Raw genomic sequence first — 26,324 nt, 5'->3', positions numbered from 1 at the left:
CTGCTTTGTTGCTGGCCTGCTGCTTGTTTTTAAAGACAGAGTAACAGAGTATTTTTTTGCTGCTTGTTGCTTGCTGCGGGGTGGCTGCTGCGGGTTACAGACAAAGTAACAGAGTAATTTTTTTGCTGCTTTTAGACCCAAGAAGAGGGATGAGAGATGGACAATTACCTGTCAACATCCACAAGACAAGCCTGTATCCTCCCCTTAGAAAGGGGAGGTTAGGAGGGGATGATACCCGCAGCAAGAAACGGTTATCCTGCTGATACGCCATAGTTAATTTGCCATTATATCATCCCCTCCTCCGCCTCCCCTTTCTAAGGGGAGGATACCAGTTAGCCTTTCTGCCAACTGTTGCTTGTTTGTTCCTGTTTATATAAAGACATACGACAGCGAAAAAATTACTTTGTTACTCTGTCTTTAATAATCAGCAGCTCTGTTTTTTTTATCTCCTCACAGCACAGCAAAATACAGCCACGCGGCACGGAGATGCCTTTCAAGATCCTTGAAGGGCATCTTCAAGAGGCTAAAAGGTATCGTTCAAGGGCCTTGAAAGCCACCTTTTGCTTCGTTGTTTGTAACTATCTGAATTCCAACAGTTTGCTATTAAGGACCGCAAACGCCAGCAGCTGCGGGTATCATCCCCTCCTAACCTCCCCTTTCCAAGGGGAGGATACCCTGGCGCCTGTACGCATACGCCAGCTAACTCCTTATATATTAATAGTTAAAAAGCAAACTGGTATCCTCCCCTTAGAAAGGGGAGGCGGAGGAGGGGATGATGTGATGGCAAGCTGTTGTCAATCTTCCGGCAGGCTGTTGGTAATCTTTTGGTGTAATCATCCCCTCCTATCCTCCCCTTTCTAAGGGGAGGATACAGATTTGACTTGCTGCTGTTGTATTCTTGCTTGTTATTACTGATAAGCAGAAATGCAGCCTGCGGTTCCTCTCCTTGTAAAGGAGAGGATGGGAGGGGATGAGGTTTGCGGAGAAGAAAGGAGAAGGGAGCTGGGGAGAAAAGAACCTCTACAAAGAAAAAAACGAGGGAATAAAGGAAATGAAAAGGTACAGGCAGACAGGGAAAGAACAAAAAACAAGCGAAGCGGAAGCAAGCGAAAGAAAGCAGGAAGAGCAGAAGTACCCCCCTCCCCCTCGGGGAGGGGAAGGGGGAGAGGTCTTAAATAATCTTCCTGAACAGCTCCTCGAACCGCCCGAAGCTGTCCTCCTGCAGCGGCGCCTCGGCATCCTTTATCCAGTAAAGTGGCGTGTCGTGGTACATGGAAGCTACGAGCGAGAAGGTGCTCGGGGCACCTATTAGGTAGTTGCAGTGGGAGAGCAGACAGAGATCCTGCCCCGGGTTGCCGTCGGGAAAGACAACGTTGCCCTGGCCGAAGGCCGCAAGGAACTTGCCGCAATCGAGCTTCGGGTCGTTGCCGCAGATGTAGATGCGCACGCGGCTCGCGGGGTGCAGGGCCACGAACTGGCTGATGACGGCGATGTACTGCTCATCGGTAAAGAGGTAGCGGCCGCCCTGCCAGGTGGCATAGTCGCCCCGGCGGATGTGCACACCGAGCCTGATGCAGTCCTCGGAGCCCTGCAGCCGGCGCGCCGTGGCAGCCTCTATGTCGGCGTGGAAGGCGAAGAGTGCGATGATATCGGCCTTGTACTTCAGGAAGAGGTCGTAGAAGCGGGCGTACCATCCCTGAGCCATCACGTTGCGGTGGGCCATGAGCTGCTGCTCCAGCGCTGCCGTGTCGGCCTCCCGGGAGTCAAAGCTCACGGTGGCAATGAGGCCCGCCTTGGCGGCATACTTGCCCAGGCAGTAGCAGAAGAAGTTGTGGTGCGGGGTGTTGCAGATGTGGAAGTAGGGGTACTTATAGGCAAAGCGCATGGACATGGTGGTGCGTCCGTGCTCGCGCCCCCAGGCATACAGATGGCCGTACTGCAGGATGTTGTTGCACATGCGGCCCTTGTCTCTGACGAATATCATGGCTTACGGTTTGATGCCTTTGCGGCGTTTGATTTCTTCCAGCGGGCCCAGGTCAACCCTGCCGGTTTCTTTATCGAGCCTGATGTTGAACTCCTGGCGCGTGCGTTTCCACCTGTTGTGGCTCCACAGGTAGATGGTGGGGTCGCGGCGGATGCTCTCCTCCAGCTTGCGGTAGTAGATGTCGGTAATGCCGAAGGGCTCAATATCGGCCGGATGGCGCGTGATGAGCTGCATGTGGCAGGTGTAGTAGCCCCGGCGCACGCGGCGTACGGAGCCGTAGAACACGGCCTGGTTCATCTTGCGCTGTATCTGTTCGCCGCCCGTGAGCACGGGAGTATCGTGGTTGAGGAAGTTGACCCAGTGGTGAATGTTGTTCCAGAAGGGTGCCTGGTCGGAGATATAGCCCAGGATGATGGGCTGCCCCTGGCGGCGGTATTCAACCACCCGGCGCAGCACTTCGGCCATGGGAATGCAGAGCGAGTTGCGCTTCTGGCGCACGTTACGGAACAAGCGGTCGAAGTAAGGGTTCTCCAGCGGGTGGTAAATCTCGGTGCATTGCAGCCTGTCAGTTACCCAGTAGGGCAGCGAGGTTATCCATTCCCACTGGCCGTAGTGGCCCAGGTAAACGGCTATGGACTGTCCCTGGGCGGCTATCTCGTTGATGGTCTCCATGCCGGTAAACTGCATGCGGCGCATCATCTGGCTGCGGCTCATGGTCATGAGCTTAACGGTTTCGACCAGATAGTCGCAGAACCAGCGGTAGAACCGGTGCTCTATGGCGCGCAGCTCGTCGTGGGTCTTCTCGGGGAAGCTCGTGGTCAGGTTCTTCCGGATAATGTTGTGGCGGTACTTAACCAGCCTGCCCAGGACGAGGTAAATAAGGTCGGAGAACACGTAGAGCACACGCAGCGGCAGCAGCGACGCCACGTACCAGAGCCCGTAGACAGCTCCGTAAGCCAAATAACTGATAGCTTTGCCCATCGTCTTCATCCCTTTATCTCATTATCCCTTATCTGTTATCTCTTATCTCTTATCTTTTATCTGTTATCTTGCCCTCCGGCATGAGCCTGTCATTTACCATCCGGTACATATACTGGTAAATGATGGCCTTGAGTTCGCGCTCCATCTGTCGCTGAAGAGGTACCTTGTCAACGAGGTTGTGCTGCATGAGGAGGTCGGTGAGTTTGTACATCCCGACCACTTTCCGGCCGTTGAACTGCATGGTGTAGCCATGTTTTACGTACTGGTAGACGCCGTTCAGGTAGTTTACGGCGTAGGTGTCAAGCATCGGAGTGGTCATGAGGTCGCAGCCGAAGGAGAGGTAGGGCTTGCCGTAACCCAGTATGCTGAGCACCGTGGGCATGATGTCAATCTGCTGGGCGATGCCGTTGCGCATGCCCGGTTGCACCTCGCCGCTGGGGTCGAAGATGATGATGGGCGAGCTGAAGCCGCCGATGTCGGTCTGATATTGCTTGTGATCGCTCAGGTTGGTGTGGTCGCTCGTCATGACGAAGATGGTGTTCTTGAACCACGGCTGCCTGCTGGCGGCCTCGAAGAACTTGCCGATGGCCATGTCGGTGTAGCGGATGCACTTGTGTATAGCTATTCCCTCTTCGGGGAATACATCTTTATATTTATCGGGAACAACGTAGGGCGTGTGCGACGAAACGGTGAAGCAGGCCGTCATGAAGGGCTGTTTCATCTCGTTGAGCTTGGCACACCAGTACTGCAGGAAGGGCTCGTCCCAGATGCCCCAGTGCGTGTCAAAGTCGGCATCGCCGCCAAAGCGCGGGTCGGCAGCATAGTCCTGCCTGCCGTAGTACTGCTGGAAGCCGGTCTTGTTGGCAAAGGCCATGAAGCCCATGGAGCCGCGGTTGGCACCGTGGAAGAAAGAAGTCTGGTAGCCCTCCTTGGCCAGCAGGCCTGCCAGTCCGGTGTAGGTGTTCATGGAAGCGGGCGTAAGTACGAACGGTTCCTTGAACATCGGGATGCTGCTCAGTATAGACGGCATGCCGTCTATGCTCTTGCGGCCGTTGCAGAAGGAGTAGTAATACACGGCACTCTTGGCGATGAGCTTGTCTACCTGTGGCGTGTAGCCCCGGTACTTGCCGCCGAAGTACATCTTGTTGAGTGCTCCGATGTACTCTCGGCCAAAGCTCTCGACTATCAGCACCACCACGTTCTTCTTGCGGAAGGCGTGTGCAGGCTTCGGTCTGTGTATGGGGTCGAAGACTGCCTGTGCCTCCTCCGGGCTCCGGAAGTAGTCGGGAACCTCGAAGATGTCCTTTCCGATGGTGCGCATCAGCGAGAAGGGCGTGTTCAGAACGAGCGCGCACTCCGTGGGACGGTGCACGTACTGGTTGGCATTGTTGATGGTTATGGGGCGTATTCCCGTGCCCAGGCCGCCCCGACAGGCCCCTACGGCCAGCGGGGTGATGGCTGCCAGGAGCAGTAACTGCACGAGACCGAACTTCAAACGCTGGCCTGTGGTGGCGAACTGGCTGCGGTGCGTCTTCGGCATGAGGTAGAGTTTCCACATGCCCCAGATAACAACGGCGGCCAGCAACACGAGGTACCAGTGCACAAGAAGCTCGCCCCAGAACACGTCGGCGAGGTTGTTCTCGTTGCTGAACTCGCGGAACACGCTCGTTGTTGTGCGCCGGAGGGTGTAGGGGAAGTAGACGGAATCGCAGAGATTGATGATGAACGTGAGTGCGTTTACAGCCACGAAAACCCACTTGCACGCCAGGTGGTAGAGGCGGTTCTCCTTCATCCAGAGCGGAAAGAGCATAAGGACGATGTAGAGAATGTTGCTGTACGTGATGGCCGAACGGTCGAAGATGTAACCGCCCCAGAACATGGTAGCGAGGTGGGAGAGGGAAAGGTCGGAGGAAAAATAGCTGTAGTTTTCGAGCAGAAACTCCACGCGGGCAACGAAATAGACGGCAAATGCCATCAGCAGGTTTACCAACATGGCGGCAAAGGGGCCGGCCATCGTGTCGAGTATGCTTATCTTCTTCTTTTTCATATCGTGTGTTTAGACTTCCTGCATGTCGTGCAGCTTCCGGTAATAGCCGCCTGCGGCGAGCAGCGACTCGTGGCTGCCGCGCTCTACGATGCGGCCTTCGTGGAGCACGCAGATTTCGTCGGCGTTCCTGATGGTGCTCAACCGGTGGGCAATGGCTATGGTGGTGCGTGTCTTCATGAGCCGTTCAAGGGCGTCCTGAACCAGCCGCTCGCTCTCTGTATCAAGTGCCGAGGTGGCTTCGTCGAGTATCAGAATGGGCGGGTTCTTCAGTATCGCCCGGGCAATACTTACACGTTGGCGCTGTCCGCCGCTCAGTCTGCCGCCGCGATCGCCTATGTTCGTGTCGAACCCTTTTTCCGAGTTAGTGATGAAGTCGTAGGCATTGGCAATCCTGGCAGCCTGCTCCACCTGCTCGTCGGTTGCGTTCTCTACGCCGAAGGTGATGTTGTTGCGGAAGGTATCGTTAAAGAGAATGGCCTCCTGATTTACGTTGCCGATGAGCTGACGCAGGTCATGCACGCCCAGGTCCTTTACGTTGATGCCGTCGATGAGCACCTCGCCCTCCTGTACATCATAGTAGCGCGGTATCAGGTCTACAAGGGTAGACTTGCCGCTGCCGCTCTGTCCCACCAGTGCTACGGTCTTTCCTTTGGGAATAATGAGGTTGATGTCGCGCAGCACCCATTGCTGGTCGTACCTGAAAGATACGTGGCGGAACTCTATCTGGTGCCTGAAGCTGCTGATGCGGACAGGCTCCGGGGCTTCTTTAATCTCCACTTCGGCCTTCAGTATCTTGTCTACGCGCTCCATGGAAGCCAGTCCCTTGGGGATGTTGTAGCCCGCTTTGGAGAACTCCTTGAGCGGATTGATGATGCTGTAGAGCATGACGAGGTAGTAAATAAACGTGGGACCGCCCAGCGAGTGGTAGTTCAGAACCAGTATGCCGCCCACCCACAGCACGATGACTATCATCACCGTGCCCAGAAACTCGCTCATGGGATGGGCCAGCTGCTGGCGTATGTTCACCCGCATGATGTCGTTGCGGTAGGCTGTGTTTACCTTGTCGAACCGCTCGTTCATCTTTTCCTCGGCGCCGAAAGCCTTGATGATGCGCAGTCCACCAAGCGTTTCCTCCACCTGACTCATCGTATCGCTCCACAGTCCCTGTGCTTTGATGGACTTCTGTTTCAGCTTGCGGCCCACGAAACCCATGAACCAGCCGAACAGAGGCACAAAGATAATGGTGAAGAGTGTGAGCTGCCAGCTGATGACTATCAGCGTTCCGAAGTAGAAAAGGATGAGGATGGGGTTCTTGAAGAGCATGTCGAGGCTCGACATAATGCTGTTCTCAATCTCCTGAACGTCGCCGCTCATGCGGGCGATGATGTCTCCCTTGCGCTCTTCACTGAAGAATCCGAGCGACAGTTCATTGATTTTGCGGTACAGTTGGTTACGAATATCGCGCACGACACCCGTCCGTATGGGTATGATAGAGGCCGAGGAGAGGAAGTAGGCGCCCGTTTTGAGGAACGTCATGAAAGCCAGGAACAGCCCGATGACGAGCAGCGTGGTGGTTGCTCCCATGGTATTGATGAACTGCTGCACGTAGTAATCGGCATTGTTCGACACCACTTCTTTCAGGTTCGACCAGTTCCAGGCCATCAGCTCCGTAGCCTTGCCGGCCCCTTCGGTCTTGAACAGTATCTGCAGAATGGGTATCAAGGCGGCAAAAGAGAAGATGTTCAGCACCGCGGAGAGGATGTTGAACAGTACCGATAGCACGAGATACTTCTTGTAAGGCGGTACAAACCGCCGGAGAACGAGTAGGAATTCCTTCATGACACTGCAAATATAGTGCAATAAATCCGATAAACCAAAAAAACGGCAGGCCTCTTGTTATTCGGCCCGGGCAATCTCCTCGCCCAGCAGGGTGGCGCTGGTGGAGCCGGTGATGCGTACCCGCACGGTCTCGCCTATGTGGTGATTGCCCTTCGGGATGACAACGGCCTTGTTCTGCTCCGTGCGCCCCATGAGCTGCTCCCGGCTGCGTTTGCTGAAGCTCTCGATAAGGATATCGAACTCCTTGCCTTCGTCTTCGCGGTTTCGTTGGGCGCTGATGTCGGTCTGCAGGGCAATGAGTTCGTTCAAGCGGCGCAGCTTCACCTCCTCCGGTACGTTGTCCGGCAGGTGCTGGGCGGCGTAGGTGCCCGGCCGCTCGGAGTATTTGAACATGAAAGCACTGTCGAATCCCACCTCCCGAACCAGCGAGAGCGTCTCCTGATAGTCCTCATCGGTCTCGTCGTGATAGCCCACGAAGATATCCGTCGTGATGCCGCAACCGGGTATGATGCGGCGTATGGCGTCCACCTTGGCCAGATATTCCTCCCGTGTATATTTGCGGTTCATGAGCTTGAGTATCTTGTTGCTGCCGCTCTGTGCGGGGAAATGGATGTGGTTACATAAGTTGGGCTCGGCTGCAATGGCGTGGAGGATGTCCTCGCTCATGTCCTCCGGGTTGGATGTCGTGAAGCGGACGCGCATCCGGGGCACAGCTTCGGCAACGCGCCTGAGCAGGTTTGCGAACGAGAGCGAGCCCTCCTCGCGCTTGCCGGAGGGTGAGAGACCGTAGCTGTTCACGTTCTGTCCCAGCAGCGTAACTTCCCTGAAGCCCTTATGGTGCAGGTCCATCACCTCGCGGATGATGCTCTCCGGGTCGCGGCTGCGCTCCCTTCCGCGGGTGTAGGGCACGATACAATAGTGGCAGAAGTTATTGCATCCGCGCATAATACTCACGAATCCGCTCACGTGGTTGCCGCCTATCCGCTGCGGTATAACGTCGCGGTAGGTCTCCGTCTTCGACAGTTCGATGTCTATGGCCGGCTGGCCAAGCTCCACGGAAGCTATCATCTCCGGCAGGTTGAGATAGGCATCGGGCCCGCACACCAGGTTGGCATGGTGGTTGCTGATGAGGTCTTCCTTCACCCGTTCGGCCATGCAACCCAGTACGCCGAGTATGAGTTGGCGGCCTTTCTTTTGCTCGGCGTGCAGCGTGTCGAGGCGGTTATAGATTTTGTTCTCGGCATTCTCCCGCACCGAACACGTGTTCAGGAATACGGCGTCGGCCTCTTCTTCACGCTCGCAGACCTCGTAACCGGCCATTTTCATTATCGAGGCAACCACCTCGGAGTCAGCTACATTCATCTGGCAGCCGTAAGTTTCGATGTATAGTTTCTTCATTTTCTTGTTCAATAATGGAGGTGCAAAGGTACGAAAAATATTCCGTACGGCCTTGCATCCCGACGTGAAAGCCCGGCAGATAGTGCCGTCAGGACCGCATCTTGCGCGAAACAGCCATCAGGCTGCCGTAGAGCAGCGCCCCCGTAACGAGCCCCGCGAGGGCATCGATGGCGTAGTGAGCCTGGATGTAGACCGTAGAAAGGCACAGCAACACGTAGAACGGCAGCAGCAAGTAGAACAACCTGCGGTTGCCCGAGTGCCATGCAAGCAGCATGCACACTGTGGAGATGCCCACGTGAGAGCTGGGGAAAGCAGCCGTGGGGCGCTCGCCGGCAGCGTGAACATCGGCCACCATCTGGTAAAAGAACCCGTCCTTCCACCCCGGAGAGGGCAGCATGTCGCGGTGGGAGTTGAAGTAATAGCCCACGTCGGGAAAGATGCCGCGCGCTATCTCGCCCGTTCCCACGGCCTTGTAGTAGAACATCGGCCCCGCAACGGGCAGCAGGATGAACACCACGTAGTACACGAAGAACGAGGCCATGATGACGAACGCGCACCGCTGGAACTCTTTGTAGCGGCGGAAGAAGTAGAAGAAAGCCACCGTGGCTATGAGCGGGAAGTAGGCCGAGTAGGCCATGTCCATCAGCTCGCTCACCCATCTCTGCGGGTAGTTGGCGGCAAACACCAGCGCGGGCTGGAACCCGAAGAGGCCCTGCTCCCACGTGGCAAAGACGTGGTCGAGGTTGGGCAGCAAGCGGTTAATCTCGTATGTATCGGGATACCACCACCCCAGGAGCAGCATCTGTGCCAGCACCCGCAGCATGACCGTAAAGCGGCAAGGCACCAGGCGGTACACTATCCACAGCGCCACCGTAATGGCCACGATGCGCATACGCCCCGTTATCATCGATTCGGGGTTAGCAATCTTGGTGTAGGCAAAGAGCACGATGAGGAGCGTAAGCAGCAAGTAGCCGCCCATTACCCACTCCACGGGCAGCAGACCTTTGCGCGGCTGCCGGTCTATCTTGAATAGATTGATGAGGAAATGCTTCATTTCTTGAGTTCTGTTTGCATCGGGTGGCTACAGCCAGCCGTTGTTCCTGTACCACTGAACGGCCTCCTTTACGCCCTCGCGGAGCGTGTAGTGGGGGTGATAGCCCAGCTCGTCCATGGCCGGTTCTATGTCGCAGCGCCAGTTGCGCTGCTTCAGGATGTTGTACTTGTCGTCGTTCAGTGCCGTCATCCGGCCCGTTGCCCGGCCTATGCGCTCACCTGCAAAGGTCACGATGCGCAGCAGCCACAGCGGCGCCTTGATGCGTATCCACCACGGCCGGCCAAGTTCTTCGTGCACGTAGTTGCTGAACGTGGCCGACCGGTACACCTGTCCGTCGCTCAGGAAGTATTTGCGGCCGCTCATGCCGTGGTCGAGCGAGAGGAAGACGGCCTGCACCACGTCCTTCACATACACGAAGGTGATGTCCTGGCGGCGGAAACCTACCGAGAAGTCGGTGTGCTCCTTGATGCTTTTTACCATCAGAAAGTAGTCGCGCTCGCGCGGACCGTACACGCCGGTGGGCCGCAGCACGATGTACGGAAAGTTGTTCCCGATGGAGTCCAGATAGCGTTCGGCCTCCAGCTTGCTCTGCCCATAGGCCGTGTTGGGCTTGGGCACGTCGTGCTCCGTTATCTCGCGGTAGGGCTGCTGCTCCCTGATGGCACCGAAGATGCTGAGCGAACTCAGGTACACGAACCGCCGGATGGGCATCTGCAGGGCAATAATGGCGTTCACAAGGTTCTTGGTTCCCTCGGTGTTCACATGGAAGAAGTCGCTCTTGTGCAGGCACTTCGTTACGCCGGCCGCGTGCACCACGTAGTCGAACTCGTGCCCCCGCAGCTGCTCCTGCAGCTTTTCGGCCGACGAGAAGTCCAGCTCGATGAAGTTTATCCGCGCGTCGGAGAGATACCGACGCGAGCTGCTTGGCCTCACGGCCGCCCAAGTTTCCATCCCTCTCTCAAGGGCTTCTTCAACGATAAAGCTGCCGATGAAACCGCTGGCACCGGTAATAAGTATTTTCATTCGGAAATTTCAATTTGGTTACAAAATTACATGAAAACCAGCGTATTACAAAATAAAGAGCCTTATTTTAGTGTTTTTTCAGCTTCTCAGGCCGTTCGCAGCCCCGTCCGTGAGGCACTGCGGGGTGCGCGGAGGCGCCGCTCCGGCTGCTTGGAGGTGCCTTTCGGGAACTTTCGACACTTGTCGCACAATCGTTCCACAGGTGTCGCACAATCGTGCGACAAGTGTCGAAAGTTTCTGGGTGATGGGTGGCGGGGTGTTGGGTGATGGATGTGGGGTGGCGGGTGATGGGCGGCGGTACCCGCGCTGCGGGTGTTTGCAATCAAAAAGAATGTAAAATAATGGGGCCGAAAGCGGCGAGTATGGATTTTATTTTGTTAATTTGTGGTCTGTAATTCAAACATACATATTATGGGAAAGACAAATAAAGGTGGAAAACGCATGTCGAAGAAGCAGCTGGCCGAGAAGCTCGAAGGACTGTTCTCCTCGCAACCCGACAAGACACTGGCATTCAAGGACATCTTCCGCACACTGCATCTGGACACTCATCCGCTCAAGATGCTCGCCATAGAAATCATGGAAGAGATGGCGTGGGACGACTTCCTGGCCAAAGCCTCCGATACAAGCTACCGCCTGAACCAGAAAGGACAGGTGCAGGAAGGTACCTTCGTGCGCAAGCCGAACGGCAAGAACTCCTTCATACCCGACGGTGGCGCCAACCCCATCTTCGTGAGTGAGCGCAACTCGTTGTGGGCTCTGAACGGCGACAGGGTGAGGGTTCAGTTCATGGCCCGGCGCTCGCGCCACATGAAAGAGGCACAGGTCATCGAGATACTGCAGCGCAAGAAGGACGAGTTCGTGGGCCGATTGCGCGTTGACAAGAACATGGCGTACCTCGTGACACCCGAGACCACCTTCGTTCACGATATCATCATACCGCGCCGAAAGCTCAAAGGCGGCAAGACGGACGACAAGGCTGTGGTGCGCATCATACAGTGGCCGGACGCCGAACACAAGAGTCTGGTAGGCGAAGTGGTGGATGTGCTGGGCCAGAAGGGCGACAACGACGTGGAGATGAACACCATCCTGGCACAGTACGGGCTGCCTTACAAGTACCCGAAGGCCGTGGAACAGGCCGCCGACAAGATTACCGGAGAGATTACCGAGCAGGATGTAAGGGAGCGGGAGGACTTCCGCGACACCTGGACATGCACCATCGACCCGCGCGATGCCAAGGACTTTGACGACGCGCTCAGCATCAAGCAGCTGGACAAGGGCCTCTGGCAGGTGGGCGTACACATAGCCGACGTGTCGCACTACGTCAAGGAGGGCGACATCATAGACCGCGAGGCAGAGCGCCGGGCCACGTCAGTTTACCTCGTGGACCGCACCATTCCCATGCTTCCGGAGCGCCTCTGCAACTTCGTTTGTTCCCTCCGGCCCGATGAAGACAAGCTGGCATACAGCGTGATCTTCAACCTCGACGACGATGCCAACGTCAAGGCGTACCGCATCGTGCACACCATTATCCGCTCCAACCGCCGCTATGCCTACGAAGAAGCACAGCAGCTGCTCGAAGACAACGGCGTAGTTGACGGCACGGGGCAGCCTGCTCCGCCCGCTCCCAAGGGCGGTTACCGGGGCCAGTACGCAACAGAAATCATCACGCTCGACCGCCTCGCCAAGCTCCTCCGGGCCAAACGGTTCGCCAACGGAGCCGTGAAATTCGACTCGGAGGAACTGCATTTCGACGTCGATGAGCACGGCAAGCCCACGCGCTGCTACTTCAAGCGCTCCAAGGATGCCAACAAACTCATCGAAGAATTCATGCTTCTGGCCAACCGCACAGTAGCCGAGAGCGTGGGAAAGGTGGGCCGCGGCCGCCATGCCAAGACGCTGCCGTACCGCGTACACGACAATCCGGACCCGCAGAAGATGGAGACCTTGCGCGAATACATCGTCAAGTTCGGCTACAAAGTGAAGACCGACGGCACCAAGAGCGCCATGGCCAAGAGCATCAACAAGCTGATGGACGCCTGCGAGGGCAGGCCCGAAGAGAAGATAATCCAGCGTGTCGCCCTGCGTGCCATGATGAAGGCAAAGTACAGTGTGCATAACATCGGCCACTTCGGTCTGGCCTTCGACTACTATACTCATTTCACCTCGCCCATCCGCCGCTATCCCGACACGATGGTGCACCGCCTGCTCACGCGCTATCAGGCTGGCGGCCGGTCGGCCAACGAGAAGCATTACGAGGAGCTGTGTGAGCACTGCTCGGACATGGAACTGGTGGCTCAGAACGCCGAACGCGACTCTATCAAGTACAAGATGGTGGAGTTCATGGGCGACAAGATAGGCGAGGAGTACGATGCCCACATCAGTGGAATAACCTCCTACGGCATCTACGCCGAGATTGATGAGAACCACTGCGAGGGCATGGTGCCCATAAGAGACCTGGACGACGACTACTACGAGTTCGACGAACGCAACTTCTGTCTGCGCGGCAGGCGCCGTCACCACAAGTACCAGTTAGGCGATGCCATCCGCATCAAGGTGGCTCAGGCCAACTTGGAGAAGCGTCAGCTCGACTTTACGCTGGCCGGTTAGCGTGCCGCTCCTTTGCTGCCGGCCTGCTGCTTGGGTTTAAAGACAGAGTAACAGAGTATTTTTTTCGTTGCTTGTTACTTGCAGTGCGCTGACTGTTGTGGGTTACAGACAGAGTAACAGAGTAATTTTTTTGTTGCTTGTTACTTGCAGTGCGCTGACTGTTGTGGGTTACAGACAGCGTAACAGAGTAATTTTTTCGCTGTCGTATATCCTTCTATAAATAGGAACAAACAAGCAACAGTTGGCAGAAAAGGTAACTGGTATCCTCCCCTTGGAAAGGGGAGGCGGAGGAGGGGATGATGTGATGGCAAGCAGTTGGCAATCTTCAGGCAGGCAGTTGGCAATCTTTGCGTGCCATCATCCCCTCCTAACCTCCCCTTTCTAAGGAGAGGATACTCTGGCGCCTATACGCATACGCCAACTAACTCCGTACATAATAATAGCCAAAAGGGTAACTGGTATCCTCCCCTTGGAAAGGGGAGGCGGAGGAGGGGATGATATGATGACAAGCTGTCGGCAATCATCAGGCAGCCTGTTGGTAATATTGGGTGTTGTCATCCCCTCCTAACCTCCCCTTTCTAAGGGGAGGATACCCTGGCGCCTGTACGCATCCGCCAGCTAACTCCTTATATGTTAATAATCAAAAGACAAACTGGTATCCTCCCCTTAGAAAGGGGAGGCGGAGGAGGGGATGACCAATTAGCAAGTTATTGCTAAAAAGCTGCGGTTATCATCCCCTCCTAACCTCCCCTTTCTAAGGGGAGGAACTGCTGCTGCAGGTTTGCAGCAGGCTTGGTGCTTGTTGTTACAGACAGCGTAACAGCGTAACTCTTCGGCTGCGGGGGGCATGGAGGCAGCTTTTTATCCTGTGCGGGCAGGGCGGTCAGCGCACGTTGTCGTGCTGTGCGGATTGCTGCTCGTGCGGCGCAAAACATATCCAGAGCAGGCGCTGCACAACCTCTACAATCAGGTACAGGCACAGCAGCAGCTGGGCCGGATGGGGCTGGTCTATTACCAACTGCTCGCTGTCGCCATAGGTAAGCCAGCCCACTATCAGCAGCGCAAGGGCAAAGCCGGGGTCTAAGTGCATCTGCCATGCGGGCAGCCAGTCGCTGTCCGTAAACATGTGGCGGTAGCTCCAGTAGGCTACGATGCCGAAGATGGCGGCAAAGCATGCCAGCTGCACCGCCAGGAAGAGCCAACTTTCCCTATCTCTCCAGCACTGGTAGGCGGCGGCAACAGGCAGAGCCAGCAGCAGCAACAGGCGCAGGCTCTCCACCAGGCGGTTATACTCGCGGTTGCGTTTGGGCTTGGCCTGGCGCGCCGTAAGCCAGCCCGTAACGCAGAACCCCGCCACAACGACGAGCCCGGCGAGGGCATAGTACGAGTTGAGAGCCATGCAGCCAACGCCGAGTAGGTCGAGATTAAGGAGGAAGGTGTCGCCATCATGCTTCTTCAGTTGCTCCTTCTCAGTCCATATAATATAAATGTAGACGGCGATAACGATGCCGAACAGCAGGCTGTACGGCCAGCTGGCAAAGGCTATCATCAATGCTTCGAACAGCAAGGCGAACGCTGTTGCGGCAACAGCATGTAAGCGAAAAAGTGTTTTTTGTTTCATGTCAAACTTGTTTTCAGGTACTTCCGGCGGCGCGGTTACAGCCACCCGTCAATTGCAAAAGTAACACTTTTCTCGGCATCTCGATGCCTTTTTCGTTATTTTTTGCGGTTTTTGTTGACGGATGCAAACAAATGAAGCCCTGCTGACAATTTGTTGCCGGTTTCTTGCCGCAGCCGAAAAAGTTTCCTACCTTTGTAACATGCAATCCTCTTAACACCCAACCACCATCACCTAACCATGCACCGAAAGATACATTTCAGTCACAACGAGGAGCTTTGGAACTCCTGGAGCCACGCCGGCGGCATAGCGCTGGGCGCGGTGTTCGGCGTCATCTTCCTGCTGTGGTGCTTCCGCGCGCACAACGGATGGGCCACGGCAGGCGTCATCCTGTACCTCTTCGGCATGCTGTGTTCTTACGTGGCATCTACCGTTTACCATGCTCTTTCGGCCTATTCCAAGTGGAAGGAGCGCCTGCGGCGGTGTGACCATGCCGCCATCTACTGGCACATTGCCGGCTCCTACTCGCCCATCACGCTCATCGCGCTGCGCCAGCAAGGCTACTGGGGGTGGGGTTTGTTCGTCTTCATCTGGCTCTGCGCCATCGCTGGAACGGTGATGAGCTTCCGCCACCTGCGCAGTCACAGCAACGTAGAGACGCTTTGCTTCGTGGGAATGGGGCTGAGCGTGCTGGTTGCCTTCAAGCCTCTGATAGCTGCCTTGAGTGCAGCAGCGGTGTGGTGGATAGTGGCCGAGGGCGTTGCCTACATCACCGGCGCCCTCTTCTACACCCTGCACAAGCGCCGGTACATGCACACCGTGTTCCATTTCTTCGTGCTCTTAGGCTCCGTGTGCCACATCATTGCCGTGTGGGACATCCTGATGGAGTACATCTAAGCGCCGCTTCGGACGGATCGGAGAAGAGATTTTTTGCCCTTAAATACAAACTATTGAAATTCAACCAGTTACAAGCGGGAATGTAAAAGGTGCCTTTCAAGGGGCTTGAACGATACCTTTTAGCCCCTTGGAGATGTCCTTCAAGGAGCTTGAAAGGCACCTCCGTGCCGCAGGGAGATTTTTTGCTGCGCTGTGAGGGGATAAAAGAGACAGAGTAGCTTGTTTTTAAAGACAGAGTAACAGAGTAAGTTTTTTGTTGCTTGTGGCTTGCTGCGGGATAGCTGGTGTGGGTTAAAGACAGAGTAACAGAGTAATTTTTTCGCTGCTTGTGGCTTGCAGCGGGGTGGTTGGTGTGGGTTAAAGACAGAGTAACAGCGTATTTTTTCTGCTGCTGCAGTGGGATGAAGACAGAGTAACAAAGTAATTTTTTCGCTGCTTATCGGCCTAAGAAGAGGGACGACAGACGGACAATTACCTGCCAATATCCACAAGACAAGCCTGTATCCTCCCCTTAGAAAGGGGAGGATAGGAGGGGATGATTGCACCCAAAGATTACCAACAGGCTGCCTGAAGATTGCCGACAGCTTGCCATTATATCATCCCCTCCTCCGCCTCCCCTTTCTAAGGGGAGGATACCAGTTAGCCTTTCTGCCAACTGTTGCTTGTTTGTTCCTGTTTATATAAAGACATACGACAACAAAAAACTTACTCTGTTACTCTGTCTTTAAAAATAAGCTACTCTGTCTTTCAGAATAAGCTACTCTGTCTTGGGTGGGCTTGTGCACGGCCGGCAGCCTGCATCCGCAGGCCAATAAAAAAGGAGCCGACGGTGAAATCGACTCCTTTTATAATAACGGTTGGGCGGAAACGGCGGCGCCGCAGGGGCTGCCGGCCCGGCTGCCGCTACAGTTTGGCTATCTTGCCCATAAAGAGGATGGTGCCCGTAGTGTTCTCGCGGATGATGTAGAGGAACGGACGATTGAACTCGATGATGGGTGGTTCGATTATGCCTGGGGATGCGAGATCAATGGAGGCGGTACTTACAGCGGCGGCCTTGGTGCCAGATTCGTCGACTGCTGTATGTATATCCTGGCATATCTGGCTAATTGCCAGCGGGGTGTCGCTCAGGTTCGAGAGCCCTCCCTCTTTGAAAATGCGCTCTATGCCCATAGCCTTGCAGGCGTCGACGAGTTGTTTCCACTTGTTGATTACGGTGAAACGGGGCAGGCGGACTATCATGCCAACGTTGCTGTTCATCTTCTGGTGCAGCTCCCACCAGTCGAAGGTGGAGTTAAAGTCGGCAATAGGGCGCCCCTCGTCGGGCATGACGAGCATCATGCTGAAGTAGCCCTTGCCGTACGGGAGCTCAACGGCTGTGAGCCCGTCGGCCTGATAGAGCGGCGCCGTAAGTTCCGACGACATCATGTGGACGGTAGCTTTTGTGCCGTCTTCGTTGGTGAAGGGCGCGTCGCGAGTGTCTTTCTTGTCGAACGGATTGCTCCACTTGCCGTTGAAGTAGACGGCGTTTGCCAGCACCATCTGCGTCTCGTTTGTGATGTCGAGAGATACCTTCGGGATGAGTCCATGTGTCTTGTCGTTAGCCCACTTGTTGATGGCAGCGGCGGCATCTGCGGTATGTTGGGCGAAATCAAGGGTGCCGAATTCGGCATCGTAGGATGCCTTCAATCGGTCAACGAACGATGTCTTGGGCTCGAAAGCCTTGTCGGTCCAGGCGCCGTTGGCCAGCTCGAGGTTCACGTAAGCATCTTCGGTGGGCAGCTTGTGGATAAGTTCGGAGCTGTGGGTGTTGATGTCGTCGAGCGTAAAGTCGTTCATGCTGAGGGCCTTGCGTATCTCATCGCGCGCCTCGTCGCTGGCCCCGTTGGCCACCATAGCGAGCAGATACTGCATGCTTACGGGCGAAACGGTTACGTTGCCGTTGGCATTGTCGGGCAGTGCAGCGAGGTGGTTGAAGAGCTTGTCGGCAAACTTATTGCCCGCGGCAGCATAATCGGTTTGGTTTACTTGGGTGAATTCCACGTGGATGGGGCCGTCGGGAGCCGGGTCGTCGTTGTCGCAAGCAACGCAAAACAGGAGCGGCAAGGCCCATAAAAACATCTTTTTCATGTGCTGTATGTTTTAGGTTGTTCTGTATGAGTAAAAGATCAGAAAGGCGGAATCTTGCCTCGCGGAATGTTAAAAACGGTAAAACGTAGGTGAAAAAAGTGTTTTTTACGTTTCCGGAAGGCTTGGCGCAAGCGGCTGCGGCAGCTTTTCGGCGCCGGAAAGTTTGCGTTTTCAGGAACTTATACCTATATTTGCGCCAAAAGAAAGACGATGAGTTTACGAACGCGCAGATACCTGGAGCTGGCCGTGGGCTATACGCTCTACGGCTGCCTGATGGGGGTGTGGCTGTTGTTTGGGGGCATGCCGTGGGAGTATGTGCCGCTGTTGGGGCTGGTGTTCCTGGTTTCGGCCTCGCTGGTGTGGCTGGTCTACAAGCAGCCGGAGTGGGGTATATGGGGCCTGCTGATAACTGCAGCTTCTGCGGTGGCGGTGTTTTTGCTGCTGCTCATACCCGTTCTAAGGGATAGCGGCGAACCACCTGGGCCGCGATGCGGCTTCAGCGACCCGTTGTTTTATGCCATTGTTGTTCCCGTTGTGTGGCTGGTGTTTACGTTGGTGCCCAACATCATAGCCAGTTTCGTTATAGGCTGGGTGATTAAAAGGCTGCACCGGAAGCGGGAACCGGCGGCATCTGCAGCTGGCGCACGTGGTGAGCAGGGCGGCGATTAATCGGTTTCGGCGGCGTGGCCGGCGGCTTCTCCTTTATCAGCTGATGCGGAGGCGCTGACAAAGCGGCGGATGTCGTCCAGCCGTTTCAGCCCCATCCGGTAGCCTATGTCGTACACGCGGCGCATCTCGTCGGGGTTGCTGCTCAGGTGGCCGATGGGCAGCGGCTTCTCCGGACGCAGCACGAGCGTTTGCCCCAAGGCCTCCTGCTGCCTCACGTAGGCCTTCTGCTCGTTGTACATCAGATGCCTTTGGGCGGCCGTCTTCAGAAATTCGGGATAGCGGCGCAGCACCAGCCGGAAGAGCGGCAGGAGCCTGTTGGGGCCTTTCACGTAATCGCGCGGCTGCGTCTCGATAACGATGTTGCGCCTGTAGCCTGCATTCTGGAAGTAGCGCAGCGGTATGGAGTCGGCTATCCCGCCGTCGAGCAGCTTGCGGCCGCCAATCTTCACGAGGCGCGAAACAACGGGCATGGAGGCCGAAGCACGTATCCACTCGTAGCACTCGTAAGAGTGGTGCATCAGTTTTTGGTACACCGGGCGGCCTGTCTCTACGTCGGTGCACACTGCGTAGAACTCCATGGGGTTGTCGTCGAAGGTCTTTTCGTCGAAAATATCGAGCTTCTTGGGCATCTCGTGGTAACAGAATTCGCCGCCGAAGAGGTCGCCCGTGGTGAGCAGTGAGCGCAGACTGCAGTAGCGCCAGTCGCGGGCAAAGCGGGTGTTGTAGCGGATGCAGCGCCCCGGTTGGCGCGACTTGTAGTTGCAACCGAACGCAGCACCTGCCGAGACCCCTATCAGTCCGTCGATGGGAATGCCGTTTTCCATCATCACATCCATAATTCCCGCGGAGAAAAGTCCCCTGAGGGCTCCGCCTTCCAGTACCAGTCCGGTCATTTGTTTCTTCTTTTTGTTTTGAGAAGTTATAGTAGTTAAGGAAGTTATCGCGGCCTTCCGGCCGCTCCGGAAGTTAAAGGCCATTGGCCTGCAGCTCATTTTTCCTGAAGCGGGAAGCCCGTAATTAGCGGCCATTGGCCTTTAACTTCTTTATCTACCTTAACTTCCTTAACTTCTTGTAGGCCCCAACGGGGACTACAGCTTGTCTCCATAGCTGAGGTCTCCGGCATCGCCGAAGCCCGGCACAATGTACTTGTGCTCGTTCATGCCGGGGTCTATGGCGGCGCACCATACGGTGGTCTTGTCTTCGGGGAACGTCTTGCGGATGTGCGCAATGCCCTCGGGCGTGGCGATGACGCAGCACACGTGGATGCGCTTCGGCGTGCCCTTGGTGAGAAAAGCCTTGTAACCCAGCTCCATGCTGCCGCCCGTTGCCAGCATCGGGTCGGCGATGATGAGGTTCTTCTCGTCGATACTCGGCGTGGCGAGGTACTCTACGTGGATGCCCACCTTGTGGTGTTCGGCGTCTTCATACTCGCGGTAAGCGCTCACGAAGGCGTTGCCCGCATGGTCGAAAACTTCGAGGAAACCCTCGTGGAACGGCAGTCCGGCGCGGAAGATGGTGGCCAGCACCATCTTGTCTGTCGGCACATTCACCGTCGATATGCCCAAAGGCGTGGCAATCTCCCTGGCCTCGTAGTCCAGCGTCTTTGATATCTCAAAGGCCTCGTACTGGCCAATGCGCTTGATGTTGTTGCGAAACAGCAGCCTGTTTTTCTGATACTCTTTGTCTCGTATCTCGGCCATGTACTGGTTGATAATGGAGTTTTGCTCGCTGAGATTAATGATTTTCATTTTTTCGGAATATGTTGATGTCTGGCTGTTCGTAGCCGTTGCAAAAGTAGGAAAAACGATTTATTTTTGCAAAGTGTGAATTGCAAATGTATTTTCTGCCTGTTCTTTTTTAGCTTCTTTAACCTAAAAAGGATAAGTTAACGACTTTTTTTCGGCGTCGGTGCTTGAGTTTCGGCACTTTTTTGATAACTTTGCGGTCGGTTTAAAACCGCATTCAAGGATAAGAGATATTATTCACAACTAAATACATTTTATAATGGCAAAGTTTGACAAGAGCGTACTTGCAAAGTACGGAATCACAGGAACGACAGAAGTTCTGTACAACCCTTCGTACGAAGTGTTGTTTAACGAGGAGACAAAGGAAGGCCTCGAAGGTTTCGAAGTTGGTCAGGAGACCGAACTCGGAGCTGTAAACGTAATGACGGGTGTGTACACCGGCCGTTCACCCAAGGACAAGTTCATCGTTGATGATGAGACTTCGCACGACACCGTGTGGTGGGATTCAGAGGAATATCATAACGACAACCACCGTGCCTCTAAGGAGACATGGGCTGCCGTGAAGGAAATAGCCAAGAAGGAACTTAGCAACAAGAAGCTCTATGTTGTCGACGGCTTCTGCGGAACCCACAAGGACACCCGCATGAAGGTACGCTTCATCATGGAAGTTGCATGGCAGGCACACTTCGTAACCAATATGTTTATCCGCCCGCAGAACGAGGCCGACTTCGAGCAGGAGCCCGACTTTATCGTTTACAACGCCTCTAAGGCAAAGGTGGAGAACTGGAAAGAGCTCGGCCTGCACTCCGAGACAGCCGTTGTTTTCAACGTAACAAGCAAGGAGCAGGTAATCATCAACACCTGGTACGGCGGCGAAATGAAGAAGGGTATGTTCTCCATGATGAACTATTTCCTCCCGCTCAAGGGCGTTGCTGCCATGCACTGCTCGGCCAATACCGACATGAACGGCGAGAACACCGCCATCTTCTTCGGCCTCTCCGGCACCGGCAAGACCACTCTCTCTACCGACCCGAAGCGCCTGCTCATCGGCGACGACGAGCACGGATGGGACGATAACGGCGTCTTCAACTTCGAGGGCGGCTGCTACGCCAAGGTCATCAACCTTGACAAGGAGAGCGAACCCGACATCTACAACGCCATTACACGCGACGCACTGCTGGAGAACGTGACCGTTGACAAGGACGGAAAGATTGACTTCGCAGATAAGAGTGTGACCGAGAACACCCGCGTTTCTTATCCTATCTACCACATCAAGAAGATACAGCGCCCCGTATCAGAGGGTCCCGCTGCCAAGCAGGTCATCTTCCTTTCTGCCGACGCATTCGGCGTACTGCCACCAGTATCTATCCTGAATGCCGAACAAACGAAGTATTACTTCCTCTCCGGCTTCACTGCAAAGCTTGCAGGAACAGAGCGAGGCATTACCGAACCCACTCCTACTTTTTCCGCTTGCTTCGGTCAGGCATTCCTGGAACTGCACCCGACCAAGTACGCCGAGGAGCTCGTTAAGCACATGGAGAAGAGCGGAGCCAAGGCTTACTTGGTGAACACAGGCTGGAACGGAACCGGCAAGCGTATCTCCATCCGCGATACCCGCGGCATCATTGACGCCATCCTCGACCACTCCATCGACCAGGCTCCTACCAAGACCATTCCTTACTTCAACTTCGTTGTGCCCACGGAGCTCAAGGGTGTTGACACCAACATCCTCGACCCGCGCAACACGTATGCTGCTGCAGCACAGTGGGACGAGAAGGCCAAGGATCTGGCTGCACGCTTCGTGAAGAACTTCAAGAAGTATGAAGGCAACGAAGCCGGCAAGGCTCTCGTTGCTGCAGGCCCGCAGCTCTAAGCAGAGTAATGGCGATGTGAGCCTCACGTAGGCTCCATTCATCTATATAAGGCGCCGTAGGAGCAATTCTCCTACGGCGCTTTTCTTTTTGCGTTTGGTGCTGCCGGCGGTGCCGGTGCCTTTGATGTAAGTCAATAAAACAGCTCTTCAGGATAAAAAAGCAGCAGAAATGTTTGCGCTCTCGGCAGCAATCGCTACCTTTGCAACGTGTTCGAGAGAATACATTTGTAATTTCATTAGGTTAGTAGTTTGATAGATTTTTAAGGTAAAGATTATGTTATTAGATACAGAAACAACTGTTCTGTTGGTTGGGGTCGCGGTTGCGGCCATCTTGAGTGTCATCACTCTGGTTCATACCAACATTCGATAACATGAGAATTTCAGGAGGCCTGTGCGAGCGATTCGTGTAGTCCTCTTTTTTTTGTTTATGGGGGGAAGACCTCCAAATTTCCCTGTCATGTTCTTGATTTGCGACTCCGCGCGTTGTGCGTGGAGGCGGGAAGCCTGTCTGCAGGCCGCTGAAAAGGCGCCCGGAGCATTCCTCTGCGGGTGCCGGTGCTGCCGCCGGCGGGTGTTGAAGGGCAGGGTGAGGAACTTTCGACACTTGTCGCACGATTGTTTGACAAGTGTCACACGATTGTGCGACAAGTGTCGAAAGTTCCCGAAGGCCACCTGCGCCACCCCTGCGCGTGGCCTACAGTCTCTTTTTCTCTTCGTTTCCGGCACCCGTGCCCTTATATTTGCTCTTGCCGAGGTTGAAGTTGTAGGTCAGCGTGATGCCGATGCGGCGCGTGTACTCGTAGCTATCCTTGCTGCTCACCACCTGCTGTCCGTACTGTGTCCACGCGCTGCGGCGGGTCTTGAGGATGTCGAAGGCATAGACATTGAGCAGCAGGGCCCGCCGCAGCAGGCTCAGTGAGTAGCTTACATCGAGCGAACCGGAAGCCTTGGTCTTCACGAAATCGGAGTTCGCCTCGCTGTTATACACCATGTTGATGGTAAAGAAGCTGCGGTCGCTGACTACGAACTTGTTGTTCAGCCGGATGGAGGCAGACGGGTCGTTCAGGTCTCTCAGCCCGCCGTATCTTGTGGCATGGAAGAAATTTTGTGCCAAGTCGACCTCCAGCATGGGCTGATAGAACCCGAACCTGGGCGAGGCCACGATGGTTGCATATACGTTCTGGCTGTGGCTGAAGTTGCGGTTCTGCACCAGTTCGGTCTCCTCTCCGTTGTAAAGACTGGCAAAGTAGCCTATGTAATCGTTGTCGTAATTGTAGCCGGCGGTAACGGAGAGCCACCTGTACACGGCGTTCAGCTCCACGTTATGCTCGATGACGGGGCGCAGGTAGGGGTTGCCGGCCTCGTAGAGATAGCGCCCCAGGTACTGCACATTGTTGCGCAGGTCGAGATAGGAGGGGCGGTTTATCTTCCTGGCGTACGAGAGCTGAACCGTTAGCAGCCTGCCGTTCCAGCCTGCCGAGAGGTTGGGAAACCAGTTGTTGTACGTGCGGCTGGGCTCTGCTTCTCTCGTTCCGAAGGCATAGTAGTCCGACTTTACGTGCTCGTAGCGCAGTCCGGCGTCCATGCTCCACCTGCCCAGCTTGACCGAATAGCTTACGAAGGGCGCCAGGTTGGTCTCCCTGATGTCGTTCACGGAGTTGTCAACGTACTGTTCGGGGTTCTCGTACGTGTCGTGTGTATTGGTGTGGGTGTACTCTACGCCTGCACTTACGCTGCCGGAGCCTACGGGATGGTCGAGTGCCAGCTTGAAGGCAGACATGTGGTTGTGCCTCATGTTGTAGGTGCTCACGGTGCGGTTGCCCAGTGAGGGGCTGGTTTCAACCCAGTGGTCGGTGCGTCCGCTCTTCCGCCACAGGTAAGTAGCGTTGGCATCGATGCCCAGTTTGCCTGCGCGGCCCATGTAGTAAGCGTTGAGTTCGTGCTGGGGGCCGAAGGGAGTGCTGATGTCTATATCTTCGTCCGATAGTCCCTGATAGTTGCCGTCGCGCCAAACTTCCTGCTTGTTGTTTACCGAATGGCCCTTTCCGTACAGCCTCCGGGCTACGGAATAGTACGCTCCGGCCGAGCTGTTGCGCCCGATGTCGAGGCTGAAGCCCACCTTCGCGTTGGCCGAAGTTGAGCGGTAGTAGGTGTCGGCGCCCGTAACTACCCTCGTGATGTGGGTGGGCAGCCGCAGTTCCGTGCTCACCGTGTTGTCCTCGCCGCCGTAAATTGTGCTGATGCCGGCGTTGCCGAAGAGCTCCAATCCTTTGTGCCGGTACTTCAGGTCAACCTCTTCGTACCCGCCCGGGCGGCTGTTGTACTTCACGTTGGTTTCGGTTCTGATGCCTAATCCGTCGCCTTCGGTTCGCCTGGTGCGAATTCTGATAACCGATTTTACGGCTGCGTTGTACCTTGCTCCGGGGCTTGTGATGACCTCGACGTCGCGAATGTCGGTCGATTTGAGTTCCGTCAGCTCGGCATTATCCCTCACCAGCTTGTTGTTGATGTAAATTTCGGGCGTGCCCTTGGCAAAGACCGAGACCTCTCCATCTACGTTCACGTTCACGCGCGGCAGCATCCGGAGCACGTCGCCGGCAGTTCCGGCCCGGCTCAACAGCGAGTGTTCCACGTCAACTGCCAGTCCGCCGCGCGTCATCTTGTACTGTGGGCGGTAGCCTTTCACGGTTACTCCGCGCACCAACTGCTGCTCCGGCTGCAGCGTGAAGGTGCCCATATCGGTGCTGTTGCAGGGCTGCATGATGGTTTTATAGCCCACGTAGCTGATGCGCACAATCACTCCGGGGGCGCTGCAGGGTATGGCGAAGTAGCCGTCGGCATTGCTCACGCCGCTGCCTATGATGCTGGAGTCGGCCGGCGAGAGCAGGGCAACGTTGGCAAACTCGGCCGGCAGCCGGTTCTCATCGACGATGCGGCCCTTGTACCGGCTGTCGGTTTTCTGCATGCACTCCACCAGCAGCACGCTGCCCACCTGCGTTACCTGCACCGGGTAGAAGCCTATGAGCTGCCTGACGGCATCGGGCACCGTCAGGTTATGTACGGAGGTGGTTACGCGGAAGTCCTCCAGCTCGTTGTAGATAAAGTTGATGATGTATCTCTCTTGCCGGCTGTTGAGCTCCTTGAGCGCTGCCGACAGCGGCACGTCTCTGTACTCCCGGCTCACGCGTTGGGCGCTGCCGTGCAGGCAGAGCATGCAAAGCAGCAGAATGATGGCGTTCTTCATGGCTGTTGTACGCTTAGGGTGTTGTCGGTGAAGACGATGTTGATGCGGCTGAAGGCATTGAGCAAGTCTACGTTCTGCTGCAGACTCTCCTTCCTGTTCCAGGTAAAGTACAGGCGCATGTGTGCCGCCTGCCCGTCCTTAATCTCCACTTTTACCTTGTACCAGGCGGCCATCTGCGCGAGGATGGTGCCCAGTTCGGCATCCTCAAACACCACGGTATCGGGCGCCGCGGCCGTCTTCACGGTGTCCGGCGCAGTGCTCACGGCCGGCTGAACCACTGCGGCAGAGCCTGCAGCGGGTGCCTTTTGCGGCCTGCGGAGCGGATTCTGCACCATGCCCAGCCCTATGGCAGCGGCGTAAACCATGCCCGCCGCCATCACGATGGCGGCTATCATGGCCGCCACCCGCACCAACCGGCTGTGGCGGGGGGCATGACTGCGGGCAAAGCGCTGCCACTCCGCCTCGACGTCAACGCCCTTCCGGCGCTCCTCGTCGTCTGTCATGGCGCGCTTGGTGAGCGCCATGAGGGCCGCAAACTGCCTGATGTCGTCATCCTCAAGCAGCTCTTCCACCTGCCTGTCGGTGTACTTCTGCGGGTTGTCCTGCATGTCGAGGAACTCTGCCCGTTTGTCTTCCTTGGTCTTGTTCATTGTCTTGCTTCTTCTTTTAACTGTTCGCGGATGAAGTCCATGGCCTGCGAGAGATGGTTGTAGACAGTCACCTTGCTCACTCCCTGCTCTCGGGCGATGTCGGCATACGGCAGCTCCTCCAGGTAGCGCAGCTGCAGAATGCGGCGGCGCAGGGGCGGTTCCAGCCGGTCTACAATCTGCATCACCCGCTCCAGCCGGCTGTTCTCGTCGGCCGTCTCTGCTGCTTCGGCCTCGCTGCACAGCAGCCTTACGGCCCGCTCCTTCACGCTCTTGCGGGCCAGGATGTTGATGCAGCGGTTGCGCACGCTGCGCATCAGGTAGCCCTCCGCACGCTCCGGCAGCAGCACGGTGCCGTCGGCAATGAGCTTGGCGAACACCTCGCTCACGGCGTCGCGGCACTCCTCGGGGTCGTAGAGTATGCACCTGGCCAGCCGGTACATCTTCTCGTAGTGGCTCCGAAAGAGCTTTTCGATGTCTGTTTTCTGCTTCATACACTCATATATACAGTCTGCCGGGGCAAAAAACTAAGCAAGACAATGATTTTTTTTGTGATATTTCCCCTCGCCCC

19 protein-coding genes are annotated in these 26,324 nt (G+C 55.8%); 5 read left to right on the top strand and 14 right to left on the bottom strand.

Going from position 1 to position 26,324, the window contains the following annotated elements; translation table 11 throughout:
• The first annotated feature begins 924 nt into the window (after window positions 1-924).
• Window positions 925-1,179: a hypothetical protein gene (locus BMW31_RS05190; RefSeq protein ID WP_091822029.1), complete on the top strand. Its 255-nt coding sequence runs from the start codon at window positions 925-927 to the stop codon at window positions 1,177-1,179.
• Here BMW31_RS05190 and BMW31_RS05185 read toward each other — a convergent pair.
• From BMW31_RS05185 to BMW31_RS05155, 7 genes are all read right to left on the bottom strand, one after another.
• Entirely contained in the window at window positions 1,172-1,984 is an 813-nt protein-coding gene (locus BMW31_RS05185; protein ID WP_091822026.1) for an alpha-1,2-fucosyltransferase, read from the bottom strand. The two genes, BMW31_RS05190 and BMW31_RS05185, sit on opposite strands and share 8 nt — an antisense overlap.
• Before the next feature lie 3 nt (window positions 1,985-1,987).
• Window positions 1,988-2,965: a lysophospholipid acyltransferase family protein gene (locus BMW31_RS05180; RefSeq protein WP_091822136.1), complete on the bottom strand. Its 978-nt coding sequence runs from the start codon at window positions 2,963-2,965 to the stop codon at window positions 1,988-1,990.
• A 49-nt stretch (window positions 2,966-3,014) separates the two neighbouring features.
• The gene (locus BMW31_RS05175) at window positions 3,015-5,012 is read right to left on the bottom strand and encodes an LTA synthase family protein (protein WP_091822024.1); all 1,998 of its coding nucleotides are present in this window, start codon (window positions 5,010-5,012) and stop codon (window positions 3,015-3,017) included.
• Between the two features lie 9 nt (window positions 5,013-5,021).
• Complete coding sequence (locus BMW31_RS05170) at window positions 5,022-6,851, bottom strand: ABC transporter ATP-binding protein (protein WP_091822021.1); 1,830 nt, start codon at window positions 6,849-6,851, stop codon at window positions 5,022-5,024.
• 57 nt (window positions 6,852-6,908) lie between these two features.
• Window positions 6,909-8,249, bottom strand: coding sequence for a tRNA (N6-isopentenyl adenosine(37)-C2)-methylthiotransferase MiaB (gene miaB, locus BMW31_RS05165; RefSeq protein WP_091822019.1), 1,341 nt, complete (start codon window positions 8,247-8,249; stop codon window positions 6,909-6,911).
• A gap of 88 nt (window positions 8,250-8,337) precedes the next feature.
• On the bottom strand, window positions 8,338-9,303 hold the full coding sequence (locus BMW31_RS05160; protein WP_091822016.1) for a phosphatase PAP2 family protein: 966 nt from the start codon (window positions 9,301-9,303) through the stop codon (window positions 8,338-8,340).
• Between the two features lie 27 nt (window positions 9,304-9,330).
• A complete protein-coding gene (locus BMW31_RS05155) occupies window positions 9,331-10,326 on the bottom strand; it encodes an NAD-dependent epimerase/dehydratase family protein (RefSeq protein WP_091822013.1) in 996 nt (331 codons plus the stop codon).
• A gap of 411 nt (window positions 10,327-10,737) precedes the next feature.
• On the opposite strand from BMW31_RS05155, the gene rnr reads away from it, so the two are divergent.
• Window positions 10,738-12,933: a ribonuclease R gene (gene rnr, locus BMW31_RS05150; protein ID WP_091822011.1), complete on the top strand. Its 2,196-nt coding sequence runs from the start codon at window positions 10,738-10,740 to the stop codon at window positions 12,931-12,933.
• An 883-nt stretch (window positions 12,934-13,816) separates the two neighbouring features.
• Here the strand turns inward: rnr and BMW31_RS05145 are convergent.
• Window positions 13,817-14,554 carry a hypothetical protein gene (locus tag BMW31_RS05145; RefSeq protein WP_143049148.1) on the bottom strand — a complete coding sequence of 246 codons (738 nt, stop codon included), beginning with the start codon at window positions 14,552-14,554 and terminating at the stop codon, window positions 13,817-13,819.
• Window positions 14,555-14,791: 237 nt separating this feature from the next.
• Here BMW31_RS05145 and trhA point away from each other — a divergent pair, with 237 nt between their 5' ends.
• Window positions 14,792-15,448, top strand: coding sequence for a PAQR family membrane homeostasis protein TrhA (gene trhA / locus BMW31_RS05140; protein WP_091822006.1), 657 nt, complete (start codon window positions 14,792-14,794; stop codon window positions 15,446-15,448).
• A 903-nt stretch (window positions 15,449-16,351) separates the two neighbouring features.
• On the opposite strand, the gene BMW31_RS05135 is transcribed toward trhA, so the two are convergent.
• The gene (locus BMW31_RS05135; RefSeq protein WP_091822003.1) at window positions 16,352-17,575 is read right to left on the bottom strand and encodes a serpin family protein; all 1,224 of its coding nucleotides are present in this window, start codon (window positions 17,573-17,575) and stop codon (window positions 16,352-16,354) included.
• A gap of 210 nt (window positions 17,576-17,785) precedes the next feature.
• On the opposite strand from BMW31_RS05135, the gene BMW31_RS05130 reads away from it, so the two are divergent.
• Window positions 17,786-18,244: a hypothetical protein gene (locus tag BMW31_RS05130; protein WP_091822000.1), complete on the top strand. Its 459-nt coding sequence runs from the start codon at window positions 17,786-17,788 to the stop codon at window positions 18,242-18,244.
• On the opposite strand, the gene BMW31_RS05125 is transcribed toward BMW31_RS05130, so the two are convergent.
• Together BMW31_RS05125 and upp are read right to left on the bottom strand one after the other, a co-directional pair.
• A complete protein-coding gene (locus BMW31_RS05125) occupies window positions 18,241-19,137 on the bottom strand; it encodes a patatin-like phospholipase family protein (protein ID WP_091821997.1) in 897 nt (298 codons plus the stop codon). The two genes, BMW31_RS05130 and BMW31_RS05125, sit on opposite strands and share 4 nt — an antisense overlap.
• A 195-nt stretch (window positions 19,138-19,332) precedes the next feature.
• On the bottom strand, window positions 19,333-19,992 hold the full coding sequence (upp, locus tag BMW31_RS05120; protein ID WP_091821995.1) for a uracil phosphoribosyltransferase: 660 nt from the start codon (window positions 19,990-19,992) through the stop codon (window positions 19,333-19,335).
• Window positions 19,993-20,248: 256 nt separating this feature from the next.
• Between upp and pckA the strand changes: the two genes are divergently transcribed.
• Window positions 20,249-21,862: a phosphoenolpyruvate carboxykinase (ATP) gene (gene pckA, locus BMW31_RS05115; RefSeq protein WP_091821992.1), complete on the top strand. Its 1,614-nt coding sequence runs from the start codon at window positions 20,249-20,251 to the stop codon at window positions 21,860-21,862.
• Window positions 21,863-22,556: 694 nt separating this feature from the next.
• On the opposite strand, the gene BMW31_RS05105 is transcribed toward pckA, so the two are convergent.
• The 3 genes from BMW31_RS05105 to BMW31_RS05095 are packed head-to-tail and all read right to left on the bottom strand — an operon-like array spanning window position 22,557 to window position 26,247.
• Entirely contained in the window at window positions 22,557-25,106 is a 2,550-nt protein-coding gene (locus BMW31_RS05105; protein WP_091821988.1) for an outer membrane beta-barrel family protein, read from the bottom strand.
• On the bottom strand, window positions 25,103-25,756 hold the full coding sequence (locus BMW31_RS05100) for a DUF4974 domain-containing protein (RefSeq protein WP_091821986.1): 654 nt from the start codon (window positions 25,754-25,756) through the stop codon (window positions 25,103-25,105). The genes BMW31_RS05105 and BMW31_RS05100 overlap by 4 nt, the downstream gene beginning before the upstream one ends.
• Entirely contained in the window at window positions 25,753-26,247 is a 495-nt protein-coding gene (locus BMW31_RS05095) for a sigma-70 family RNA polymerase sigma factor (RefSeq protein WP_091821983.1), read from the bottom strand. Before BMW31_RS05095 ends, BMW31_RS05100 begins: the two co-directional genes overlap by 4 nt.
• Window positions 26,248-26,324 lie beyond the last annotated feature (77 nt).

Source organism: Prevotella sp. kh1p2 (assembly GCF_900111525.1).
In the GTDB taxonomy this organism is placed as follows: domain Bacteria; phylum Bacteroidota; class Bacteroidia; order Bacteroidales; family Bacteroidaceae; genus Prevotella.
Note: the sequence above shows the minus strand (reverse complement) of the source record. Positions and strands in the feature narration are given on the sequence as shown.

Excerpts from the sequence above, each read along its gene's own strand:
- BMW31_RS05190 (WP_091822029.1), top strand. The coding sequence starts at position 925 with ATGCAGCCTGCGGTTCCTCTCCTTGTAAAGGAGAGGATGGGAGGGGAT.
- BMW31_RS05185 (WP_091822026.1), bottom strand. The coding sequence starts at position 1,984 with ATGATATTCGTCAGAGACAAGGGCCGCATGTGCAACAACATCCTGCAG.
- BMW31_RS05180 (WP_091822136.1), bottom strand. The coding sequence starts at position 2,965 with ATGGGCAAAGCTATCAGTTATTTGGCTTACGGAGCTGTCTACGGGCTC.
- BMW31_RS05175 (WP_091822024.1), bottom strand. The coding sequence starts at position 5,012 with ATGAAAAAGAAGAAGATAAGCATACTCGACACGATGGCCGGCCCCTTT.
- BMW31_RS05170 (WP_091822021.1), bottom strand. The coding sequence starts at position 6,851 with ATGAAGGAATTCCTACTCGTTCTCCGGCGGTTTGTACCGCCTTACAAG.
- miaB (WP_091822019.1), bottom strand. The coding sequence starts at position 8,249 with ATGAAGAAACTATACATCGAAACTTACGGCTGCCAGATGAATGTAGCT.
- BMW31_RS05160 (WP_091822016.1), bottom strand. The coding sequence starts at position 9,303 with ATGAAGCATTTCCTCATCAATCTATTCAAGATAGACCGGCAGCCGCGC.
- BMW31_RS05155 (WP_091822013.1), bottom strand. The coding sequence starts at position 10,326 with ATGAAAATACTTATTACCGGTGCCAGCGGTTTCATCGGCAGCTTTATC.
- rnr (WP_091822011.1), top strand. The coding sequence starts at position 10,738 with ATGGGAAAGACAAATAAAGGTGGAAAACGCATGTCGAAGAAGCAGCTG.
- BMW31_RS05145 (WP_143049148.1), bottom strand. The coding sequence starts at position 14,554 with ATGAAACAAAAAACACTTTTTCGCTTACATGCTGTTGCCGCAACAGCG.
- trhA (WP_091822006.1), top strand. The coding sequence starts at position 14,792 with ATGCACCGAAAGATACATTTCAGTCACAACGAGGAGCTTTGGAACTCC.
- BMW31_RS05135 (WP_091822003.1), bottom strand. The coding sequence starts at position 17,575 with ATGAAAAAGATGTTTTTATGGGCCTTGCCGCTCCTGTTTTGCGTTGCT.
- BMW31_RS05130 (WP_091822000.1), top strand. The coding sequence starts at position 17,786 with ATGAGTTTACGAACGCGCAGATACCTGGAGCTGGCCGTGGGCTATACG.
- BMW31_RS05125 (WP_091821997.1), bottom strand. The coding sequence starts at position 19,137 with ATGACCGGACTGGTACTGGAAGGCGGAGCCCTCAGGGGACTTTTCTCC.
- upp (WP_091821995.1), bottom strand. The coding sequence starts at position 19,992 with ATGAAAATCATTAATCTCAGCGAGCAAAACTCCATTATCAACCAGTAC.
- pckA (WP_091821992.1), top strand. The coding sequence starts at position 20,249 with ATGGCAAAGTTTGACAAGAGCGTACTTGCAAAGTACGGAATCACAGGA.
- BMW31_RS05105 (WP_091821988.1), bottom strand. The coding sequence starts at position 25,106 with ATGAAGAACGCCATCATTCTGCTGCTTTGCATGCTCTGCCTGCACGGC.
- BMW31_RS05100 (WP_091821986.1), bottom strand. The coding sequence starts at position 25,756 with ATGAACAAGACCAAGGAAGACAAACGGGCAGAGTTCCTCGACATGCAG.
- BMW31_RS05095 (WP_091821983.1), bottom strand. The coding sequence starts at position 26,247 with ATGAAGCAGAAAACAGACATCGAAAAGCTCTTTCGGAGCCACTACGAG.